We start from the raw sequence: 19,537 nt of genomic DNA on the forward strand, positions 1-19,537 counted from the left end.
GGGCTGTTGTCCACGGGCCACGGCCCGCTCACCCGCCGACGATGTTGTGGAGTCACCCCGCCATGCAGGCAGAACCGAGGAAATCACTGGTGGGGGAGGAGTACGAGGTCGAGGTCGGCCCCGTCGCCCACGGCGGCCACTGCATCGCCCGTACGTCCGCCGGCCAGGTGCTGTTCGTCCGGCACGCGCTGCCCGGAGAACGCGTCGTCGCACGCGTGACCGAGGGCGAGGAGGGGGCCCGCTTCCTGCGCGCCGACGCGGTGGAGGTGCTGGAGGCCTCCAAGGACCGGATCGACGCCCCCTGCCCCTTCGCCGGCCCCGGCCGCTGCGGCGGCTGCGACTGGCAGCACGCCAAGCCGGGAGCGCAGCGCCGCCTGAAGGGCGAGGTCGTCGCCGAGCAGCTGAAGCGCCTCGCCGGACTCACGCCCGAGGAGGCCGGCTGGGACGGCACGGTGATGCCCGCCGAGGGCGACAAGGTCCCCGCGGGCCAGGTCCCGGCGTGGCGCACGCGCGTGCAGTACGCGGTCACCGCCGACGGCCGCGCGGGACTGCGCCGGCACCGCTCGCACGAGGTCGAGCCGATCGACCACTGCATGATCGCCGCCGAGGGCGTCAGCGAGCTCGGCATCGAGAAGCGGGACTGGACGGGCATGGACTCCGTCGAGGCGATCGCGGCGACGGGCTCGCAGGACCGCCAGGTCGTCCTGACCCCGAAGCCGGGCGCCCGCCTGCCCCTGGTCGAACTCGACCGGCCGGTCTCGGTCCTGCGCGTCGACGAGCGCTCCGGCCAGGTCCACCGCGTCCACGGCCGCCCCTTCGTCCGCGAACGCGCGGACGGCCGCACCCACCGGGTCGGCGGCGGCGGCTTCTGGCAGGTCCACCCGAAGGCCGCCGACACCCTGGTCACCGCGGTGATGCAGGGCCTGCTGCCCCGCAAGGGCGACATGGCCCTCGACCTGTACTGCGGCGTCGGCCTGTTCGCGGGCGCCCTGGCCGACCGGGTCGGCGAGCAGGGCGCGGTCCTCGGCATCGAGTCCGGCAAGCGGGCCGTCGAGGACGCCCGGCACAACCTCGCGGACTTCCCCCGCGTCCGCATCGAACAGGGCAAGGTCGAGTCCGTCCTGCCCCGCACGGGCATCACGGAGGTCGACCTCGTCGTCCTGGACCCGCCGCGCGCGGGCGCGGGCCGCAAGACGGTGGAGCACCTGTCGTCGCTGGGCGCGCGCCGGATCGCGTACGTGGCGTGCGACCCGGCGGCACTGGCGCGGGACCTCGGGTACTTCCGGGACGGGGGGTACCGGGTGCGGACGCTGCGGGTGTTCGACCTGTTCCCGATGACGCACCACGTGGAGTGCGTGGCTATTTTGGAGCCCGCTGCAAAGGGGCTCTGACCTGTGTCTTTCTTGTGCTTTCCAGATGTGGCCGGTGGTGCTCGACCTGTTTCCCGAAGTTCACCGCGTGGAGTCTGCTGTAGGTAGCCGCCACGTGGCTCACCTGCGGGTTCGCAGCGGGAGCGTGAGTCCGGAACGCCCTGCTCAACTCCGTCAGGGACGGGTTCGGGAAATGTCTTGACGCTCGTTCGACGCTGTTTCTGACGAAGTGTGAGGTGGCCGTCCCGGGACCGGATGGCGCGGGTCGGTCGGGTGCCCGGGATCGGTGGTGCCGGGCCTCGAATTCTTCGGGTGGGAGGTAGTCGAGGGCGGAGTGCAGGCGTTCGGTGCTGTACCAGCCGACCCACCGGACGACGGCACGTTCGACCTGGTCAGCGTCTCGCCAGGGCCCTCGGTGCTCGATCGGCTCGGCTCTGAAGGAGCCGTTGAGGGCCTCGGCCATCGCGTTGTCGTCACTGTCGGCGACAGAGCCGACCGACGCGGTCGCGTCGGCCTCGATCAGGCGCTCGCCGTAGCGAATGGACACGTATTGACCGGGTTCAACCAGTCGTGGCAACACTCCTGATCAGAGAGGTGTGCTGTGGGACGTCCCACAGGTCGGATGACGGAGTTGACGGGTCGGTCACCGATGAAGTCGCCGGGACGGCCGTCGACTCGGCGCGCACTTCGGGGGTGCAGGCATCAGAGCTGTGCTTCCCATCCGCCGGATCAATCATGCCCGGCTTCAGGGCCGCTACGACAACCGGCTCAGCTCAGTCCGGGCCGTGCCGCGAGAGGCGTTCCTCGACGACGGCTGGTTCGAGTACGAGGACGATGGCTGGTACCGGCCGGCATTCCTCGACGGCCGACGCGGCGGCGGCCTGGACCGGGTCCACGGTCGCGGGCGTGAACCTCCACGCCACCACGTGGCAGGCCGAAGTCAGCCGGTCGCCGCGCCCCCGGCTTTGGCGATGAGCATGTCCAGAAGCAAGAGCAGCACACCGCGCGCGTCGTCACGGGAGCGGGCATCGAGCAAGTGGATGGGTGTGTTCGGGTCACGCAGATGCAGTGCCGCCCTGATCTCCTCGGCGGTGTAGGGCTGTTCGCCGTGGAAACAGTTCGCGGCGACCACGAACGGAAGCCCGCGGTTCTCGAAGAAGTCGACGGCCGGGAAACTGCGGTCGAGGCGTCGTGTGTCGACAAGGACGATCGCCCCGAGTGCCCCGTTCAGCAGGTCGTCCCACATGAACCAGAAACGCTCCTGGCCAGGTGTGCCGAACAGGTAGAGCACGACCTGTGCGTCGGTGAGGGTGATGCGGCCGAAGTCCATCGCGACGGTGGTAACCGCCTTGGACTCGATGCCGTCGAGGTCATCGACGCCGAGGCCCGCGCTCGTCAGCCGCTCCTCGGTGCGCAACGGCTCGATCTCGGAGACCGTCCCGATCAGGGTCGTCTTGCCGACGCCGAATCCCCCAGCGATGAGGATTTTGACGGGGTCCGCTTCCTGAGCTGGGGTGTCATATCCAGGCAAGGTTGTCCCTGATTCTCATGAGCAGGTGGACATTGGTGGTCTCGGCCCCTTCCAGGGGTGGCCGGTGCTCGATCAGCCCCCGATCCGCGAGTTCGCCGAGAAGAAGCATCATGGGAGTGAGGCGGATGTGCATGCGCGCCGCGATCTCGGCGACCGCCAGGCCGCCCGGAGGCGAGCACATCGCGAGGATGGCCTGCCACTCGCTGGGCAGGCCGCCGTGGCCGTCCGCGACGGCCACCGCCGTGATCGTGGTGTCCATGGTGAGGGCGGTGTGTGCAGCCGCCGTACGTCCATCGGTCAGCGCGTACAGCCGCGTCCGGCGGTGGCCTCCCTCTCGCGGCCTGGGCTCGTCCGCCATTACGACGGCTGCGCCTGGCCGCGATCAGGCGTGCTCAGCCACTCACCGAGCGCCTGGGCGGTGCGCACGGCTTCACCGCCCAGCTCCCCCAGCCGCGCCTTGCGGGAGGTCACCACGATGAGCGTGCTGCCCTCCCCGCACCCGACGATGCAGAGATAGCAGTCGTCCATCTCGACCAGCTGGCGGATCACCCGGCCGCCGTCGACCTCCCTGGATATCGCCTTCATCGTGGAGGCGATGCCGGAGGACGCGGCGGCTATGCGCTCCGCCTGGTCCCGTTCCAGCTCGTACGAGCTGAGCTTGATCCCGTCGTTGGACAGGAGCACGGCTCCCTGGATGCCGGCGATCCTGCTCAGGTTGTTGTCCAGGACGCTGTAGATCATGTCGTTCGTTGTCGTCATGGCTGATCCTGTCGGAGTTCTTCTTCCACTGTCTGAGTCCCGTGTTCGTAGTCCGCCCAGGCGTCGGCCACTTCTTCGGGTGTCGCCGCATCCTGATGGACGCCGGTCTCCGGTGCGTGCGGCGCGCGGAGCTGCTCGGCGATGTGAGCCTGCGGGATCCGCTCGGGGAGGGCCGGCTTCGCGTCACCGTCCCGTGTCGCGGAAGGGACCGGCGTCCTACTCCTCACCGGCCGCTCGGGCGAGCGCTCCGGCGTCCTACGGCCGGCCGCCCCGGTCTTCGCGTGCAGGACCAGCTCGGGCTTGCGTTCGTCGAGCGGGCCCGGTGCCGGGGCGGGCGTCGCCGCCGCGCGCGGCGCTTCCTTTCCCGCCCGGACCGGTTCGGTCGGCACAAGGAGTTCCTCGGGAAGGATCACCACGGCCGACGTCCCCCCGTATACCGAGCGGCGCAGCGTCACTGTGGCCCCGAGCTGTTCGGCGATGTGGCCGACCACGAAGAGTCCGAGCCGGTGCGCGTTCTCCGCCAGGACGGAATACGGCGGGGCCGAGTGCAGACGCCCGTTCATCTCCTCGTAGGTTGCGGCGGTCACCCGAGGCCCGCGGTCCTCGATCTCGACCAACAGTCCGTCCGTCACCAGTTCGGCACGGATGACCACCTTCGACTGCGGCGGGGAGAACCGGGTGGCGTTGTCCAGGAGTTCTGCCAGGAGGTGGCTGATCTCGCTGATCACCCGCGGTGCCACGCTGATCTCGTCCAGGGACTGGCGCTCGATCCGCCGGAAGTCCTCGACTTCCGCGGCGGCTTCGCGCAGCAGGTCGGCGACGCGCATGGGCTCGGTGTGCGGATCGGGGATCTCCCCACCTGCCAGGATGAGCAGGTTCTCGATCTGCCGCCGCATACCCACCGTCAACTGGTCGGATCGCATCAACCGGGCGAGAAGCTCCTCGTCGTGCCCGAAGGCGTCCTGCAGTTCGTCGGTGAGGGCCAACTGGCGGCTGACCAGGTTTCCGGTGCGCGAGGCGATGCCCGCGGCGAACATACCGAAACCCTGACGCTCGGCCGCGAGCCGCGCATGCCCGTCGACGGATACGGAGACGACCCGGGCGAACGCGTCGCTGATACGTCCGACCTCGTCCCGGTCTCCGCTCACCGCGGGCAGCGCATCGTCGTCGACGGGCTGCCCGCGCTGGAGCCGGGCAACGACATCCGGCAGCGTGTCCTCAGCGATGGCCACCGTACGTTGGTGCAGACCGCGCAGGCGGCGGAGCACGGAGCGCGTGGTGAGCACGATGACGGCCGCGACGGCAAAGACGGCTGCGCCGTTTCCGACGATCAGCCAGATGACCTCGTTCTCCAACTGCGTGGCCTTGGCGTCGGCGTGCACGAGCAGTGCTCGCCCCTGTTTCGCGTCGAGCGCGGCAAGGCGCGGCGCGAACTCGTCATACGCGGCCTGCCAGGCGTCAGCTTCCTTGGGCAGCTCGATGCCGGACGCGGTGTTCTGGTGGTCGGAGATGACCGCGTCCTCGATACGGACCTTCGTCTTCCAGCCGTCCGAGGCGAAGACCTGGTCGTAGGCCGCTTTGTCCTCGGCCGTCAGGTACGGCGCGACCCACTCGTCGTACTGGTACCGCTGGGATCCGACGGAGTTGACGAATTCGGCGAACCCGGAAGGGCTCAGACGCCTGGACGGCCCGGCCATGGCGAGGATGGTGGTCTCGCGCGCCACCATCTCGGACACCGTGAACACCGTGACGACCAGGCCGCTCTCCTGGATGAGCTCGGGGTCTTCCGCATGGCTGAACTCGTTCTGGTACACCCGGATGATGTGGTCGACGAGGTCGGAGTAGTAGCCGATCGTCCGATCCGCGTCCCCGCTGCGGGCGTCCGCGCGCTCGCGGAACGCGGCCAGATCCGCGAGGCCGTGCTTCAGCTCCGCGACGTAGTGATCGTCCTCGCGCCCGGTCGCCGCCAGAGCTCCGTCCGCCGCCCGGCGAAACTCGTTCGCGGCCCGGTCCGTGGCCGCGCGCTGCTCGCGCAGCTCTTTCTCGGACACGGAGCCGCTCGCCCACCGTGTGGCGGTCATCCTCCGCTCAGCCTGCAGTTCGACCATCAGCCTGGTCAGGGGTACATCGGTCCGCTCACCGACTGCCACATCAGCGCGTAGTTGCTTTGACTGGTGTACCAGCGGCTGTGCGGTCATGACCACTTGGACACTCATCGCCAGAATAGGGACGATTGCCAGCCAAATGAGCAGCGTACGCAGGCGCAGAGTACGCCGCCGACGAGTCGCCGGCTGCCCTCGTGTGCCTTCGGGTTCTATGGGAGACATCAGTCCTCGGAGAGCGGGGAACCAGGGGGACGACCCGACCGCCGAGACCGGACGCAGTCCTGGGTTCAGGACTGGGGAAGTCCGGTTCGGCTCTGACGCGACGTGAAGTACCGATCATAACCAGCCACGCCGGAGAAACGGAGAGATGGCTTCCGTTGGTTGCATGTGGTAGAGGCGACGAAGCATTGCACATCGGGCGTTGGCGTTCACCTGACGCCTGGGCGCAGGCGTGCTCGTGCGGACAGGGCAACCCGTTCTCCCGGCCGCACGTCTTGGACCGACCGGCAAATGGGTCACTTGAGGCGTCGGATGATGGGCCGGCCATCCGAGCGGTAGCGGCTCGTCGATCGTCGGATGGGCATGCGGAGCGTGACGAGAGCGGCGACGGGGCGAAGGCAGAAGTCCACGGCCTCACCGCTCTTCTCGGTGCAGCGCCGGAGCGTGCGGCAGTCGTTCATCCACGAGTGGGTGCGCTCGATCACCCAGCGCTTGCCGGCCTGGATCGGGGCCGGCACGCCCTCGCGGGCGATCTCGGCCGTGAACCCAGGCTGGGCTACCCATACACGGAACTTGGTGCTGTCGTAGCCGCGCGGTCGGCCCGGGCGGTCGTGCCGGTGGCGGCCCGGCCGGCGCGGCCGTGGAGGTTCGGGGTCACGTGGTCCTCGGCGACCCGGACCCCTGGTCCGGGAGTGCTGGGTTCACGGAAGCAGTGGGCCGCGTCGTGCGCGTACTCGCTGACGTGTACCAAGTCGGGCAGAGGGGGCAGGGCCACCTGGTCAAGGGCTGGTGATCGCGCGACCCGGCGGCTTGTCGGCATCGTGTTCCGGCGGCTACAGCCGGCGGAGGACGGAACTCCGTGTCTCGATCTCCTGTGCGGAGAGCTTGTCGGTGAAGTGGCGGCGTACCGCGGCGTCCAGGCCGGGGTGCACGGTGGTGATGGCCTGGCGTCCGGTGTCGGTGAGGGTGACACCGCCGGCGCGTTCGCGGGTGACGAGTTGGCGCTTGCCCGTGCGGGTGAGCTGGTGGGAGATGCGTGTGCGGTCCCAGCCGAGCGACGCGGCGAGCTCGCTCCGGGCGCAGGGAACCCCCCGCCTTGCTCAGGTTGACGAGGATCGTCGGGTCCGGCTCGGGCAGGCCCGCCGCCTCGGCGGCGTCCGCGATCACACGGGCTAGGACGATCTCGTGGGCGCGCTTGAAGGCGGACCGGAGGACGACATCGTCGAGCACGCTCGGATCCCGGTCCGCGCCGCCGACCTCGTGACCCGTTCGCTCGACCGGTCCGCGGGTGAGGGGAGCGCTTTCACCGTCCGCGACCGTGCCATGGCCGACGCCGTCGCCCGCCTCATGGACGACGGCCCGACGTCCCGGGTCATGGTCTGGGCGCACAACGGCCACCTCGCGAAGGGCAGGTACGGGGACCGGGTCACCGCGTCCCACTGCTCGACAAGAGGGCCCCACGCTGCACAAGCCCACGTCCGCCGCGTGGAGTGCCGCTGATCGCTCTCCACGAGGGACTAATGGCGAGTACGTCGCGGCAGAGGGTGAGGTTCTTCGTGACGCTCGTCTGACGCTCTCGACGTCAGCGAGCAGGGTGGTGAGCCGAGAAGGTGGCTCTGACCTGCCGTTCTTCGGGCTCCGGCCTATTCGACACCTTTTCGATGACGCACCACGTGGAGTGCGTGGCTATTTTGGAGCCCGCTGCAAAGGGGATCTGACCTGCTGTTTCCCTGATCTCCCAGGATCCGGGCCGGTCGCGTCGACATGTTTTGGTGGGCGCGTGACGTGAAGCAGGTCGGGTGCCGGGCGTACGCCCCTGACCTGCGGCTTCGATCAGTGACGGGAAGGCGGACGCGTGGTGCTCCCGGTCTTCGCAGGGCTCGCGTCAGGCGGTTCTGACGCTGATGTGACGCTCGCTCCGGTGGCGTGTCAGGTCGTGGACGAAGGGGGGACCGTGCGGTTCGTGCGTCGAGCCGGGCGGCGACCGGACCAGGGCCGGCCACGCTGATGAGAGACTCCGGGCCCCGGGTGCGGCGTCGCCGAGGCGGTGCTCTCCGATCAGAGCGCTGACGAGGCCCCTTCACCGCTTGCCCCGCTGCCCAGGCGTACCGACGGAACCTGCGCGACGGCGACGGCGGTCAGACGCGTCGAGAGCAGCACTCCGGCGATGATCGACGCGGCTCCGGCAAGGAACACGGTTCCGGGCGCTCGGTTCCGCTCGGGGCGCTGTGCCGCGACGGCCACGAAAGCGGTAGCGAGCATCCCGGCCGGGCCGCGATCACCTTCTGCGTCGTGAGGCGGGCTGCCGGTGCCCAGAGCGTCGCTCAGGGGTACACCCGGCAGGGCGTTCCCGGGAGGCCGCCGGGGGGATGACGGGATGCGGACGCGCCGGGGCGGTCTGTCGTACCGCCGTCCGGGACCGGGGCTCGTACGGCGGGCCACGGCACCGTCTCTTCCGCGAAGGCACGGCTGAAGTCCAGCCACACCACCTGCTTCAGGACGCGCTCCGCGGGTGGAGGTCGTCCAGGGGCAGGTACTGATCCACCAGCCGGTCCATTTCCTCGTGTCCCCGATGGTCCTCGACAGGACCGCTCCTGCGCGTGCGCCGGAAACGGGCCGTGACGCTTGCCGGTGCCACCCTGGTCTCCACGCCCGCACCATCCCTCGGGGAGCGGCTCTTACGCTGGGCGCGCCCCCGAGGCTCCACGGAGCGTTACGCTCCGGCTGGGGCAATATCTGTGCCCGCGAGCTGAGATTTCAACGGAACAGGCAGACAGATTCTCTGCCGCATAAACAGAGTGGAATTTGTTACCGCATACCGGCCGCTGCGGCGTGCTACTGTCGATCTCAGTTGCAGTTGTGGTTCCCGAAACTTCAAGTGCCTCCGGCCGGCTCCTGTGCCGCTGGAAGTGCTTTTGTATATCCGGTCTTTTTCCGGACGGAGTGATCATCGCGGCGACACGGTGTCCGTGCAGTGCGGGCGCCGATGCACTGCCCCGAAGGAGAAAAGACATGGCTACTGGTACCGTCAAGTGGTTCAACGCGGAAAAGGGCTTCGGCTTCATCGAGCAGGACGGTGGCGGCGCTGACGTGTTCGCCCACTACTCGAACATTGCCGCCCAGGGCTTCCGTGAGCTGATCGAGGGCCAGAAGGTGACCTTCGACATCGCGCAGGGCCAGAAGGGGCCGATGGCCGAGAACATCGTTCTCGCCTGACGCCGACTGTCGCGTACTTGCAGCTGGGGCCCGCGTCCTTCGGGATGCGGGCCCCAGCTGCTCGCGTTTTCCCGCAGTGGTTTGGCCTGCGGACGACAGCCGGGAGACCCGTAGGCTCACCGTATACGGAGCGTCCTTCAGGGGTGCACGCGTCCCTCCATGGCCGCGGCGGGCGCTCGAACATCGCGTCCGCTTCGCGCATTCATTCCAACGCCTGTGCCTGCGCGGATTTTCCGTCGTCCGGATTCACTCTCGCATTCCGTCGGTCCATTCTTGCAATTCTCTGTGCTGCTCATCGCTGCGGGAATTCCTTGGCGCATGCCGCATCGAGGAAGGTTCCGCATGAAGCGCACACGCACGAACGACCGCTTCGCCCGCACCCGTGACGGCGGTACCGACTCCGGCGGGGGCGGCAGCCGATTCGGTTCATCGGCCGGGAGCCGCTCCGGCGGGCCGAGCCGTTCCGGTGGTTCCGGCCGCCGGCCCGCCCCACCGCCGCATCCATGCCCCCGGCCGGCCCGTACGAGCTGGCTCCCGCAACGCTCGGCACTCCCCCTGCCCGCCTGACCCACGGACAGGTGTGAGCCGAACAGAGCAGTGAGGTCCCACCGGCACGCCGGTGGGACCTCACTGTGTGCCGTGGGCCGGCGGATCAGTGGTCGGAGTAGCTGAAGTCGCCCACGGTCCAGGCACTGACGTCCTCGATCGCGACGCGGTACATCCCGCCTGTCTCCGGGATCCCCACCGCACCCTGCAGGATCCGGGCGACGTGGAAATGCAGATGCGTGGGCGGCCCGCCCCTCCGCGCGGGGGTGTCGAAGACGGCGGAGAAACCGCCCAGTTCGGCGGAGTCCGTCAGCACCTCAGACACCCTCTGTCTCCACATGGCTTCCGGAGCCAGCCGACCGGTGATGACAGCACCACTGGTGACCACGCTCAGGGACATCTGATTGCTCTGCCCGGACTCCACGAGGGCGGCTATCGCAACGAGCAACTCGTCAGGCTTCGGCATGGGATCGGATTCTATGCACCGGCCCCCTCGGGCGGCTTGGGTGGTGACGCGACCGGGCGAGGCGGGCGCACACGGCTCCCCTGGTACCCGCGCCACAGGTCAGGGGGTGCGCATGCGGCGGCAGCGGGCCAGGGGTGTGCCCCGAGGCACGGGTCGGCTGGCTTCCTCCGCGCCATCGGCGAAGCGCGACTGATCACACCCCTGCGCTCCGGGGGCGGTCATCGCCGCTGCTCCCGTCACCGACTGCGCATCGCGGCCCGCGCGCGTGAGCTCGTCGACCAGGGCACCCCGATCGAGGCCGCGTGCCGGATCGTCATCCTCGAAGACCAGCTCGGAGAAGCCCAGCGCATCAACGCCGAATACCGCCGCACCGGCGGATCGCCCGGTCCGTCGACCGCAGCCTGAGGTGAGCGGGCCCGCCGGTATCGGAGGAAGGCGGTACCGCCCCGCCCCCTCCTGTCCGGCCGCCGGTGTCGTCCGATCGTCCCGGAGCAGCCGCTGCCGGTGCCCCGCTCCGCCGGGAAGAAGAGATCACGCAGGCGATGGATCATCCCGGCCCCCTCTCCGGGTACCGTCAGGGTATGAGTCATCCGCACCCCGAGCTGAAAGCCGCCCCGCCCCTTCCCGAAGGAGGGCTGCGGGTCATCGCCCTGGGGGGCCTCGGTGAGATCGGCCGCAACATGACCGTCTTCGAGCACGCCGGCAAGCTGCTCATCGTCGACTGCGGCGTGCTGTTCCCCGAGGAGACCCAGCCCGGCGTCGACGTGATCCTGCCGGACTTCACCTCGATCCGGGACCGGCTGGACGACATCGTGGCCGTGGTCCTCACCCATGGCCACGAGGACCACATCGGCGGTGTGCCGTACCTGCTGCGCGAGCGGTCCGACATTCCCGTCGTCGGCTCCAAGCTGACGCTGGCGTTCCTGGAGGCCAAGCTCAAGGAACACGGGATCCGGCCGCGCACGGTGCGGGTGCGGGAGGGCGACCGGCGCGGCTTCGGGCCCTTCGACTGCGAGTTCGTGGCGGTCAACCACTCCATCCCGGACAGCCTCGCGGTCGCGATCCGCACCGGCGCCGGGATGGTGCTGCACACCGGCGACTTCAAGATGGACCAGTTCCCCCTCGACGACCGCATCACCGACCTGCGCGCCTTCGCCCGTCTCGGCGAGGAGGGCGTGGACCTGTTCCTCACCGACTCCACCAACGCCGAAGTGCCCGGCTTCACCACCTCCGAGCGTGAGCTGAACCCGGCGATCGAGCAGGTGATGCGGACCGCTCCACGCCGGGTCATCGTCTCCAGCTTCGCCAGCCACGTGCACCGCATCCAGCAGGTCCTGGACGCCGCCCACCAGTACGGCCGCAAGGTCGCCTTCGTCGGCCGGTCGATGGTCCGCAACATGGGCATCGCCCGTGACCTGGGCTATCTGAAGGTCCCCTCCGGTCTGGTCGTGAGCACGAAGGAGCTGGAGAAGCTCCCGGACCACAAGGTCACCCTGGTGTGCACCGGCTCCCAGGGCGAGCCGATGGCCGCGCTGTCGCGGATGGCCAACCGCGACCACATGATCCGCATCGGCAAGGGCGACACCGTCCTGCTCGCCAGCTCCCTCATCCCCGGCAACGAGAACGCCATCTACCGGGTGATCAACGGGCTCACCCGGTGGGGCGCCCACGTGGTCCACAAGGGCAACGCCAAGGTGCACGTCTCCGGGCACGCCAGCGCCGGCGAGCTCGTCTACTGCTACAACATCGTCAAGCCCCGCAACGTCATGCCGGTGCACGGCGAATGGCGCCACCTGCGGGCCAACGCCGACCTCGCCATCCGTACCGGCGTCGACCCCGACCGGGTCGTCATCGCCGAGGACGGCGTCGTCGTCGACCTCGTCGACGGGCGCGCGTCCATCACCGGCAAGGTCCCCGCCGGCAACGTCTACGTGGACGGCATGGAAGTCGGCGGCGCCACCGAGGCGTCCCTCAAGGACCGCCTCACCCTCGCGGAGGAAGGCGTCGTCACGGTGGTGGCGATCGTCGACGCGGACACCGGCGCCCTCGCCGAGGCCCCCGACTTCCTGGCCCGCGGTTTCGTCCACGACGACACCACCTTCGAACCGGTCGTCCCCGTCATCGAGAAGACCCTGGCCACCGCGGCCGAGGAAGGCGTCGGGGACGCGCGCCAGCTCGAACAACTCATCGCCCGTGCCGTGGCGAACTGGGCGTTCCGCACCCACCGCCGCAAACCCCTCATCATCCCCGTCATCATCGACGCCTGAGCCACGGCCCGGCAGGCGCCCAGGGCCGGACGCAGACGTGCGCGGGGTGAAACTCGGCGACGAGTCGTTGCTGATGTCCGGCCTCATCACCGGCCCACCGGGTCGGCCCGTACGAACGGGGCCCGGGTTCGCCCGGGTTCCGTCCGGGGCGGCCCGGTGGCGGGAGCGCTGCGCCGGGCATCTCGCAGTCCCTCCGACAGCTGACCTGCCGCCCGAGCAGCGACACGACGGCCACGGGGAGCAGAAGCACGCACAGCCTGGTGCACCGGCCGGAGGAGGAGAGAGCGTCCGCCGGTCGTGACGCTCATTTGACGATCAGGCCTCTCACAGCTCCTGCCCGAGGCAGGAAAACGCCATGTGACCCGTAGATCCTCCCGCCCCCATACCTGGTGACCTGTTTCCGATGACGCACCACGTGGAGTGCGTGGCGATCCTTGAGCCGACGGGGCCGAGCGCCTCGGGCCACTCGTCCACGCGGCGGACACGGACGCTCACGGCCGGTCCTTCCCCCGCGCCGCTGACGGGTTCCAGACAAGTGTCCGTCAAGGTCGACGCGTGATCACGCCGAACCCCCGGGTCACCGCTCTCCTGATCGCCGCCTTCCTGGTCGCCGGATGCGGAACCGAGACCGCCGGCCCGCCGCCGAGACGCCGCGGCAGCAGTCGCCCGCACCCGACATCACGCTCGACGCGGCCCCCCGGCAACTGCCCGGACTCGGGTCCGAGACCTGGTCGAAGCATGTCGCCCCGGCCGCCGACCTGTACCTGGGCGTCGGGGACCGGCCCGCCGTGCGCTTCGACCTGTCCCCGGCGAACCGGACCGAGGTCGCCGTCGCCGCCGGTCTGGTGCTCGCCGTCACGGTGGTGGTGACAGCGGCCGTCGCCACCCGGCTGGTCCGGCCGCTGCGCGCACTGACCGAGGCCGCCCGGCAGCCGCCGGACCGGCATGTCCGGGTGCCCGTCACCACCCGCGACGAGGTCGGCATCCTCGCCGCGGCCTTCGACGAGCCCACCGAGCGCCGCGCCCGGTGGGAGGCCCAGCGCAGGGCGATGGTCAGCGACATCGCGCACGAGCTGCGCAGCCCTCTGACCAATATCCGCGGCTGGCTGGAGGTCACCCGCGACGGGGTCGTGCCACCCGAGCCGGCCCTGCTCGCCTCCCTGCGCGAGGAGGCGGTCGTCCTCCAGCGCGTCATCGACGGTCTCCAGGACCTCGCCGACGCCGACGCCGGCACCCTGCGACTGCACCGGGAACCGGTCCGCGCCGACGAACTCCTCGGCCAGGTCGCCGCCGCCCACCGCGTCGCCGCCGACGCGGCCGGTGTCACCCTGCGCCCCACCCCACCGGGCGGCACGGTCACGCTGGCGGCGCGCCGCGACGGCGACGAGGTGGTGCTGGACGTCACCGACACCGGCACCGGCATCGCCCCCGACGAACTGCCCCACGTCTTCGACCGGTTCTGGCGGTCGGAGAAGTCCCGCAGCCGCCGCACCGGCGGCAGCGGCCTCGGCCTGCCCATCGTCCGGCACCTGCTGACCGCGCACGGTGGTACGGCCGGGGCGAGCGGCGAACCCGGCACCGGCTCGGTGTTCACGCTCCGGCTGCCGGCCGGCGGGGCGCCGCAGGACGGCTGACGGCTGAGGGCACTGTCCGCTCCCGTGCGCCGCCGGCGCTCGACGTCGTGCGCGGTGACCCGGGCCGGGCCGCTCGCGCGCAGTCGTGTCCAGTGGTGAGCCGCCGCAGCCGCGTCCACGTCCGTTCGAAAGTTTCGAATACTGTGCACATGCTTGCGTCACGCCTCTTCCTCGCCCCACCCCATCCCTCACGGCGGTTCGTGTGAGAGGCGGCTTGACCAGCGAAGGTGTACTCGTCGGGACCCCTTCTGGTGAAGGGAGTGTTTCCGAAAGGATGTCGAAACTGTTGACAGGCTCATGGCGTCTTACGAAAACTGTGGCCACCGAACGACAGGAGGCCGTCGTTCCCCCGCGTCATGCGGCCGGGGCGGCGGTCGGTCGTTGCGGCACGACGACGGGCGACCCCCGCCGTGTTCCATGCAAGGCCGCGGGCGGCAGAAGCCGCCCGGCCCCCACCAGCCTTCATCGGGAGGACGCATGCAGCAGGACGGCACGCAGCAGGACCAGATCAAGCAGAACCCCGCTCCCTTCGGCGGCTTGAGCCGACGAGGCTTCCTCGGTGGTGCCGGCACCGTCGCGCTCGCCACCGCGTCCGGGCTGCTGCTGCCCGGCACCGCCCACGCCGCCACCACCATCACCACCAACCAGACCGGCTACGACGGCATGTACTACTCGTTCTGGACCGACGGCGGCGGCTCCGTCTCCATGACGCTCAACGGCGGCGGCAGCTACAGCACCCGGTGGACCAACTGCGGCAACTTCGTCGCCGGCAAGGGCTGGAACACCGGCGGGCGCAGGACGGTCCGCTACACCGGCTACTTCAACCCGTCGGGCAACGGCTACGGCTGCCTCTACGGCTGGACGTCGAACCCGCTGGTGGAGTACTACATCGTCGACAACTGGGGCAGCTACCGGCCCACCGGCGAGTACAGGGGCACCGTCCGCAGCGACGGCGGCACGTACGACATCTACAAGACGACGCGCTACAACGCCCCCTCCGTCGAGGGCACCCGCACCTTCGACCAGTACTGGAGCGTCCGGCAGTCGAAGGTGACCAGCGGCTCCGGCACCATCACCACCGGCAACCACTTCGACGCCTGGGCGCGCGCGGGCATGAACATGGGCCAGTTCAGGTACTACATGATCATGGCCACCGAGGGTTACCAGAGCAGCGGAAGCTCGAACATCACGGTCAGCGGCTGACCTCTGTCCGGCGGACAACCGGCTGCGGCATCCGCCCTCTTGGCGGGTCCCGCAGCCGTGGTCGTCGCGAACGGGCGACCTGGAGGACAGCGACTCTCCGCACGCCTCAGGATTCCCGGCGCTCACACGACGCTCGGGTTCCGGGCGGACGAGGCCGGGGAGAGCGGGGGCGGCTGACCGGCGTCGCGACGTCGAGCTCATCGACCCGCACCGCGCGTACCACGGGGAGTGAGGGGCGCGGGGGGTGGAGCGGGGCCGAACTTCGGGGTCCGTCGTCATGCGCCCACGGACCCGGGCTCCGCTCGCCGCCCTTCCTCCCGTGCGGCTCCGGCGCTTCGCCGTCGGCATCGACGCCCGCTCGACGCGTGCCCGGCCCCCCTGGCGGATCGTCAGAGGATTCCGGGACTCACCGCCGCGCCTCCGCGGGCGCGGCGGAGGCGGCCGGGGCGCCGTGTGACGGGCACCGCTCCGCTTCCGTCACCCGATCACCCGAGGGCGCGTGAGCCGGCGGTGATCCGGTCCGGTCAGAGGCCCGACGGATGGTCGGAGAGCCAGTCGGCGTGCCGATCGCGCATGCGGTCCCGTTCCTCGGACGTGGCCAGGAAGACGTCGGCGCCACCGTCGTAGGGGTGGTGGACGCGCTGCATCCGGGTGTCGGTGATGAGGACCCCCGCCACCCTGTCGTCGGCGACGTCCCGGAGCAGTTCGTCGATGCAGCCCCGCCGCCAGGGCCGGCGGGCGACGGAGAGGTGGCAGTACGTGCGGTACTCGGGGTCGGGATCGTCCTCCACCAGCAGGCTCCGCCAGTACCCCGTGCCGGGTCGGAATGACGCGACCTCGTCCTCGGTCGCCCACACGGGAGTGATCACGTACACGTCCGCACCGGCGAACAGCTCGTCGAGGACGGTGTTGTAACGCTCCAGGACAACGGCGTACTCGCTCTCGTCCTCCGCGTACCGCTTCGACCCCGGCAGGCTGTGAAAGCGCACCCAGACATCCCGGTAGGGGCCCCGAAGCCGGTGCCCGACCGGAGGGCAACGGGGCCAACGCCGCTGCCACAGTTCCGTCAAAGCCGCCGGTCCGCCTCCGGACACCCCGCCGCACCCGCCCTTTCGCCCATGGATCCGCCGACGACCATGATGTCGGGCGACCGCCCGCCGGGGGAAACGATTTCCTGCCGGACGGGAAGGCGGGCGGTGCGCCGCGACGGGGCGAGGGCCCCCGTGCGACCGGGTCACGGGAATGGCATACGATGCGCGCGACCCATATGAAGATCACGTAAGAGGATGTACACGTCATGGCCATCCGTGCCCCGCACCGTTCCCTTCGCGGCATGTCCGTCGTCGCCGCCCTGCTCGCGATCGGCGCGGTGGGATGCTCGGAGGTCTCCGACGCCGTCGACAGCGCCAAGGACGGCGCGAAGAAGGTGGCTCGCCAGCGCTCCGTGTTCTCGCTGGACCTCGGCGACTGCTACAACCCGAACGGCAAGGCCGAGGGGGAGGCGTACGCCGTCGAGATCGTGCCCTGCGACGAGGCGCACGAGGGCCAGGTGGTCGGCGAGTTCGCGATCGACGCGGGCAAGGAGTACCCCGGCGACGACGGGGTCGCGGCGATCGCGGACGAGCGCTGCCCGGTCGAGGCGCAGAAGTACGCCCCGGACACCTGGGCGCTCCCCGAGGGCGTCGCCCTCTTCTACTACACCCCGACCAAGGAGAGCTGGGCGACGGGTGACCGCGCGGTGAGCTGCACCTACACCGCGGAGAAGGGCACGTTCAAGGGCTCGATGGACACCGCGAAGTCCCTCGAGCCCGAGCAGACCACGTACCTCGAGGGTTCGAACGCGGTCTACGAGGCCCTGTGGGCGAACCAGCCCGAGAAGGAAACCGTCGAGGACGACCTGGCCGGCTACAAGGCGCAGGCCAAGGCCGTCGCGGCCGCCCTCGACGCGCACGTCGAGGGCCTGGACGGCATCGGGGGCACCGAGGTCGGCAAGCTCCGCGCGACGCTGACGAAGGCGGCCGGGAACTGGAAGAAGGCCGCGAACGCCGCCGACGCCGACGCGTTCTACACCGCCTACGACCCGGCGTTCACCGACATCGACCCGAACAAGTCGGTCGCCGCCCGCAAGGAACTGGGCCTGGCCACCACCGTCCCGGCCGACGAGGCCGAGGTCTGGGCGGGCTGACGCACCGTCGGCCGGCGGGGCCGTGTCCGGCGAGGACCCGGCCCCGCTTCCTGGTGGCGCTCTCCACGGCGCGGACGCACGTCGACCCCGATGCCGGACATCCCGCAGCCCCGGCACGCGGGCGCGTCCCGGCACACGGACACGCAGGCGTGAACCGGCGCGCACCGGCACACCGCGGCCGGGTCCACGGCGGCGCTCCGTGGACCCGGCCGCGCCGGTGCGTCAGGGTGCGTCGTCCGACTCCGAGCGGGACCTCGCCGCCCGCCGCAGCCGGTGGTGGCGCGCCCGGCCCTGCTCCGTGACGACGTCGCCGACCATCGTCCGCACCACGTCCCGCAGCCCGTGCAGGGCGTGGTGCCGGGCCGGGCCCGCACCCGGGTCCTCCCGCAGTTCCCTCAGCAGCGCCCAGCACAGCAGCAGCATGACGACCACGAACGGCAGCGCCACCAGGATCGTCGCCGCCTGCAGCGAGTCCAGCCCGCCCACCACCAGCAGCACCGCAGCCACCGCGGCCATCAGCACGCCCCACAGCACGACCAGCCACGACGGCGGGTGCAGCGCCCCGCGGCTGGTCAGGGAGCCCATCACCAGCGACGCGGAGTCGGCGCTGGTGATGAAGTAGGTCATCACCAGGACCATCGCGACGAACGACGTGACCGTGCCGATCGGCAGCGCGTCCAGCATCGCGAACAGCGACGCCTCGGCGCCGTCCGCCACCGCGCCCGCGAGGTCCGCCTGGCCGGTCGACTCCAGCCGGAGCGCCGTGCCGCCCATCACGCAGAACCAGACGACGGTCGCCCCGCTCGGCACCAGCAGCACGCCGACGAGGAACTCGCGGACGGTCCGGCCGTGCGAGATGCGGGCGATGAACGTCCCCACGAACGGGGCCCACGACAGCCACCAGGCCCAGTAGAAGATCGTCCAGGCGCCCAGCCAGGCGTGGCCGGAGAAGGCGCCGGTCCGCGAGGCCATGGGCAGCAGGTTCTGCAGGTAGCCGCCGACGGCCGCCGGGATCGTGTCCAGGACGTAGACGGTCGGACCGAACAGGAAGACGAACACCATCACCGCCGCCACGAGCACGATGTTCAGCGTCGACAGCCACTTGATGCCCCGGTGCAGACCGGAGAAGGCCGAGGCGACGAACGCCGCCGACAGGACCGCGATGATGACCAGTTCCGTGGTCCGGGAGACGCCGATCCCCGCCGTGAGGTCGAGCCCCTCGGCCACCTGCAGCGCGCCCAGGCCCAGGCTCGTCGCCGTGCCGAAGACGGTGGCGAAGACGGCGAGCAGGTCGATCGCCCTGCCCTGCCACGACTCCGCCCGCCGGGCCCCGATGAGCGGCACGAACGCGGCGCTGATCCGGTTGCTGCGGCCCTTGCGGAACACGGTGTACGCCAGGGCGAGCCCCGTGATCCCGTAGATCGCCCACGGGGTGAGCGTCCAGTGGAAGAACGAGTACTCCAGGGCGGTGCGCGCCGCCGCGCCGGACCCGGGGCGCACGCCGCTCGCCGGGGGCGGCGCCAGGTAGTGCGTGAGCGGCTCCCCGACGCCGTAGAACATCAGGCCGATGCCCATGCCCGCGCTGAACATCATCGCGACCCAGGCGAGGTTCCCGAACTCCGGCTCGGAGTCGTCCCTGCCCAGCCTGATCCGGCCGAACCGGCTGAAGGCGATCACCAGGCACAGGACCAGGAACACGTCCGCGGCGACCACGAACAGCCAGCCGAAGTTGTTCAGGACCCACGTCAGGCTCGTGGAGGAGACGCCGTCGAAGGACTCCTCGCCGAGCCAGGCCCACAGGACGACGGCCGTGACGGCGGCCATCCCGACGGTGACGAGGACGCGGTCGGGACCGTCGGCCGCGGAGGGGGCGGGAGGGGGCTCCGGATGGAGCCGTTCGCTCGGTTCCGTGCTCATGACGTCCCACTATGGTGGGAAACGTCCCCGTGATGAGGGGTGGCACGCCGCCCTCACGTGGTCTTGCCCGCGCCCTGATCGCCCCGCGGACGCGGGGGTGCGTGCCACCGCGGCGGATG

15 protein-coding genes and 2 pseudogenes are annotated in these 19,537 nt (G+C 70.3%); 8 read left to right on the plus strand and 9 right to left on the minus strand.

Going from position 1 to position 19,537, the window contains the following annotated elements; all coding sequences use genetic code 11:
- Positions 1–62 precede the first annotated feature (62 nt).
- Positions 63–1,391 carry a class I SAM-dependent RNA methyltransferase gene (locus FHS37_RS12565; protein ID WP_184820288.1) on the plus strand — a complete coding sequence of 443 codons (1,329 nt, stop codon included), beginning with the start codon at positions 63–65 and terminating at the stop codon, positions 1,389–1,391.
- On the opposite strand, the gene FHS37_RS41015 is transcribed toward FHS37_RS12565, so the two are convergent.
- The 6 genes and pseudogenes from FHS37_RS41015 to FHS37_RS12595 form a co-directional block, all read right to left on the minus strand.
- Complete coding sequence (locus tag FHS37_RS41015; RefSeq protein ID WP_364718098.1) at positions 1,360–1,950, minus strand: integrase core domain-containing protein; 591 nt, start codon at positions 1,948–1,950, stop codon at positions 1,360–1,362. The genes FHS37_RS12565 and FHS37_RS41015 overlap by 32 nt on opposite strands.
- Before the next feature lie 360 nt (positions 1,951–2,310).
- Positions 2,311–2,901 carry a GTP-binding protein gene (locus FHS37_RS12575; RefSeq protein ID WP_184820291.1) on the minus strand — a complete coding sequence of 197 codons (591 nt, stop codon included), beginning with the start codon at positions 2,899–2,901 and terminating at the stop codon, positions 2,311–2,313.
- Positions 2,888–3,259, minus strand: coding sequence for a DUF742 domain-containing protein (locus FHS37_RS12580; RefSeq protein ID WP_184820293.1), 372 nt, complete (start codon positions 3,257–3,259; stop codon positions 2,888–2,890). The genes FHS37_RS12575 and FHS37_RS12580 overlap by 14 nt, the downstream gene beginning before the upstream one ends.
- The gene (locus FHS37_RS12585) at positions 3,259–3,660 is read right to left on the minus strand and encodes a roadblock/LC7 domain-containing protein (RefSeq protein ID WP_030826382.1); all 402 of its coding nucleotides are present in this window, start codon (positions 3,658–3,660) and stop codon (positions 3,259–3,261) included. Before FHS37_RS12585 ends, FHS37_RS12580 begins: the two co-directional genes overlap by 1 nt.
- A complete protein-coding gene (locus FHS37_RS12590) occupies positions 3,657–5,858 on the minus strand; it encodes a sensor histidine kinase (RefSeq protein ID WP_229889939.1) in 2,202 nt (733 codons plus the stop codon). The genes FHS37_RS12585 and FHS37_RS12590 overlap by 4 nt, the downstream gene beginning before the upstream one ends.
- A gap of 422 nt (positions 5,859–6,280) precedes the next feature.
- Positions 6,281–6,577: pseudogene (locus tag FHS37_RS12595) on the minus strand (transposase); the annotation flags it as partial.
- A gap of 592 nt (positions 6,578–7,169) precedes the next feature.
- Between FHS37_RS12595 and FHS37_RS12605 the strand changes: the two are divergent.
- A complete protein-coding gene (locus tag FHS37_RS12605; RefSeq protein ID WP_229889938.1) occupies positions 7,170–7,484 on the plus strand; it encodes an erythromycin esterase family protein in 315 nt (104 codons plus the stop codon).
- A gap of 1,512 nt (positions 7,485–8,996) precedes the next feature.
- A complete protein-coding gene (locus tag FHS37_RS12610; RefSeq protein ID WP_184820297.1) occupies positions 8,997–9,200 on the plus strand; it encodes a cold-shock protein in 204 nt (67 codons plus the stop codon).
- A gap of 652 nt (positions 9,201–9,852) precedes the next feature.
- Here the strand turns inward: FHS37_RS12610 and FHS37_RS12615 are convergent.
- The gene (locus FHS37_RS12615) at positions 9,853–10,212 is read right to left on the minus strand and encodes a hypothetical protein (protein WP_184820299.1); all 360 of its coding nucleotides are present in this window, start codon (positions 10,210–10,212) and stop codon (positions 9,853–9,855) included.
- 36 nt (positions 10,213–10,248) lie between these two features.
- Here FHS37_RS12615 and FHS37_RS39275 point away from each other — a divergent pair, with 36 nt between their 5' ends.
- The 4 genes and pseudogenes from FHS37_RS39275 to xynA all read left to right on the plus strand — a co-directional run bounded on the left by FHS37_RS39275 (position 10,249) and on the right by xynA (position 15,316).
- On the plus strand, positions 10,249–10,617 hold the full coding sequence (locus tag FHS37_RS39275) for a MerR family transcriptional regulator (protein ID WP_245005490.1): 369 nt from the start codon (positions 10,249–10,251) through the stop codon (positions 10,615–10,617).
- A 176-nt stretch (positions 10,618–10,793) separates the two neighbouring features.
- Complete coding sequence (locus FHS37_RS12620; RefSeq protein ID WP_184820301.1) at positions 10,794–12,479, plus strand: ribonuclease J; 1,686 nt, start codon at positions 10,794–10,796, stop codon at positions 12,477–12,479.
- A gap of 737 nt (positions 12,480–13,216) precedes the next feature.
- Positions 13,217–14,113, plus strand: a pseudogene (locus tag FHS37_RS12625) (sensor histidine kinase); the annotation flags it as partial.
- A 477-nt stretch (positions 14,114–14,590) separates the two neighbouring features.
- Positions 14,591–15,316 carry an endo-1,4-beta-xylanase XynA gene (gene xynA, locus FHS37_RS12630; protein ID WP_184820303.1) on the plus strand — a complete coding sequence of 242 codons (726 nt, stop codon included), beginning with the start codon at positions 14,591–14,593 and terminating at the stop codon, positions 15,314–15,316.
- 524 nt (positions 15,317–15,840) lie between these two features.
- Here xynA and FHS37_RS12635 read toward each other — a convergent pair.
- On the minus strand, positions 15,841–16,305 hold the full coding sequence (locus FHS37_RS12635) for a DUF3885 domain-containing protein (protein ID WP_229889937.1): 465 nt from the start codon (positions 16,303–16,305) through the stop codon (positions 15,841–15,843).
- Positions 16,306–16,613: 308 nt separating this feature from the next.
- Between FHS37_RS12635 and FHS37_RS12640 the strand changes: the two genes are divergently transcribed.
- Positions 16,614–17,501, plus strand: a complete 888-nt coding sequence (locus tag FHS37_RS12640) for a septum formation family protein (RefSeq protein ID WP_184820308.1) — start codon at positions 16,614–16,616, stop codon at positions 17,499–17,501.
- Between the two features lie 222 nt (positions 17,502–17,723).
- Here FHS37_RS12640 and FHS37_RS12645 read toward each other — a convergent pair whose 3' ends face one another.
- Complete coding sequence (locus tag FHS37_RS12645) at positions 17,724–19,418, minus strand: BCCT family transporter (RefSeq protein ID WP_184820309.1); 1,695 nt, start codon at positions 19,416–19,418, stop codon at positions 17,724–17,726.
- Between the last annotated feature and the right edge of the window lie 119 nt (positions 19,419–19,537).

It is taken from the genome of Streptomyces griseomycini (assembly GCF_014203535.1).
In the GTDB taxonomy this organism is placed as follows: domain Bacteria; phylum Actinomycetota; class Actinomycetes; order Streptomycetales; family Streptomycetaceae; genus Streptomyces; species Streptomyces griseomycini.

What these genes read in the sequence shown, in the direction of transcription:
- FHS37_RS12610 (WP_184820297.1), top strand. Translation starts at nt 8,997, where the DNA reads ATGGCTACTGGTACCGTCAAGTGGTTCAACGCGGAAAAGGGCTTCGGC.
- FHS37_RS12645 (WP_184820309.1), bottom strand. Translation starts at nt 19,418, where the DNA reads ATGAGCACGGAACCGAGCGAACGGCTCCATCCGGAGCCCCCTCCCGCC.
- FHS37_RS12590 (WP_229889939.1), bottom strand. Translation starts at nt 5,858, where the DNA reads ATGACCGCACAGCCGCTGGTACACCAGTCAAAGCAACTACGCGCTGAT.
- xynA (WP_184820303.1), top strand. Translation starts at nt 14,591, where the DNA reads ATGCAGCAGGACGGCACGCAGCAGGACCAGATCAAGCAGAACCCCGCT.
- FHS37_RS12565 (WP_184820288.1), top strand. Translation starts at nt 63, where the DNA reads ATGCAGGCAGAACCGAGGAAATCACTGGTGGGGGAGGAGTACGAGGTC.
- FHS37_RS12620 (WP_184820301.1), top strand. Translation starts at nt 10,794, where the DNA reads ATGAGTCATCCGCACCCCGAGCTGAAAGCCGCCCCGCCCCTTCCCGAA.
- FHS37_RS12615 (WP_184820299.1), bottom strand. Translation starts at nt 10,212, where the DNA reads ATGCCGAAGCCTGACGAGTTGCTCGTTGCGATAGCCGCCCTCGTGGAG.
- FHS37_RS12585 (WP_030826382.1), bottom strand. Translation starts at nt 3,660, where the DNA reads ATGACGACAACGAACGACATGATCTACAGCGTCCTGGACAACAACCTG.
- FHS37_RS12640 (WP_184820308.1), top strand. Translation starts at nt 16,614, where the DNA reads ATGGCCATCCGTGCCCCGCACCGTTCCCTTCGCGGCATGTCCGTCGTC.
- FHS37_RS12580 (WP_184820293.1), bottom strand. Translation starts at nt 3,259, where the DNA reads ATGGCGGACGAGCCCAGGCCGCGAGAGGGAGGCCACCGCCGGACGCGG.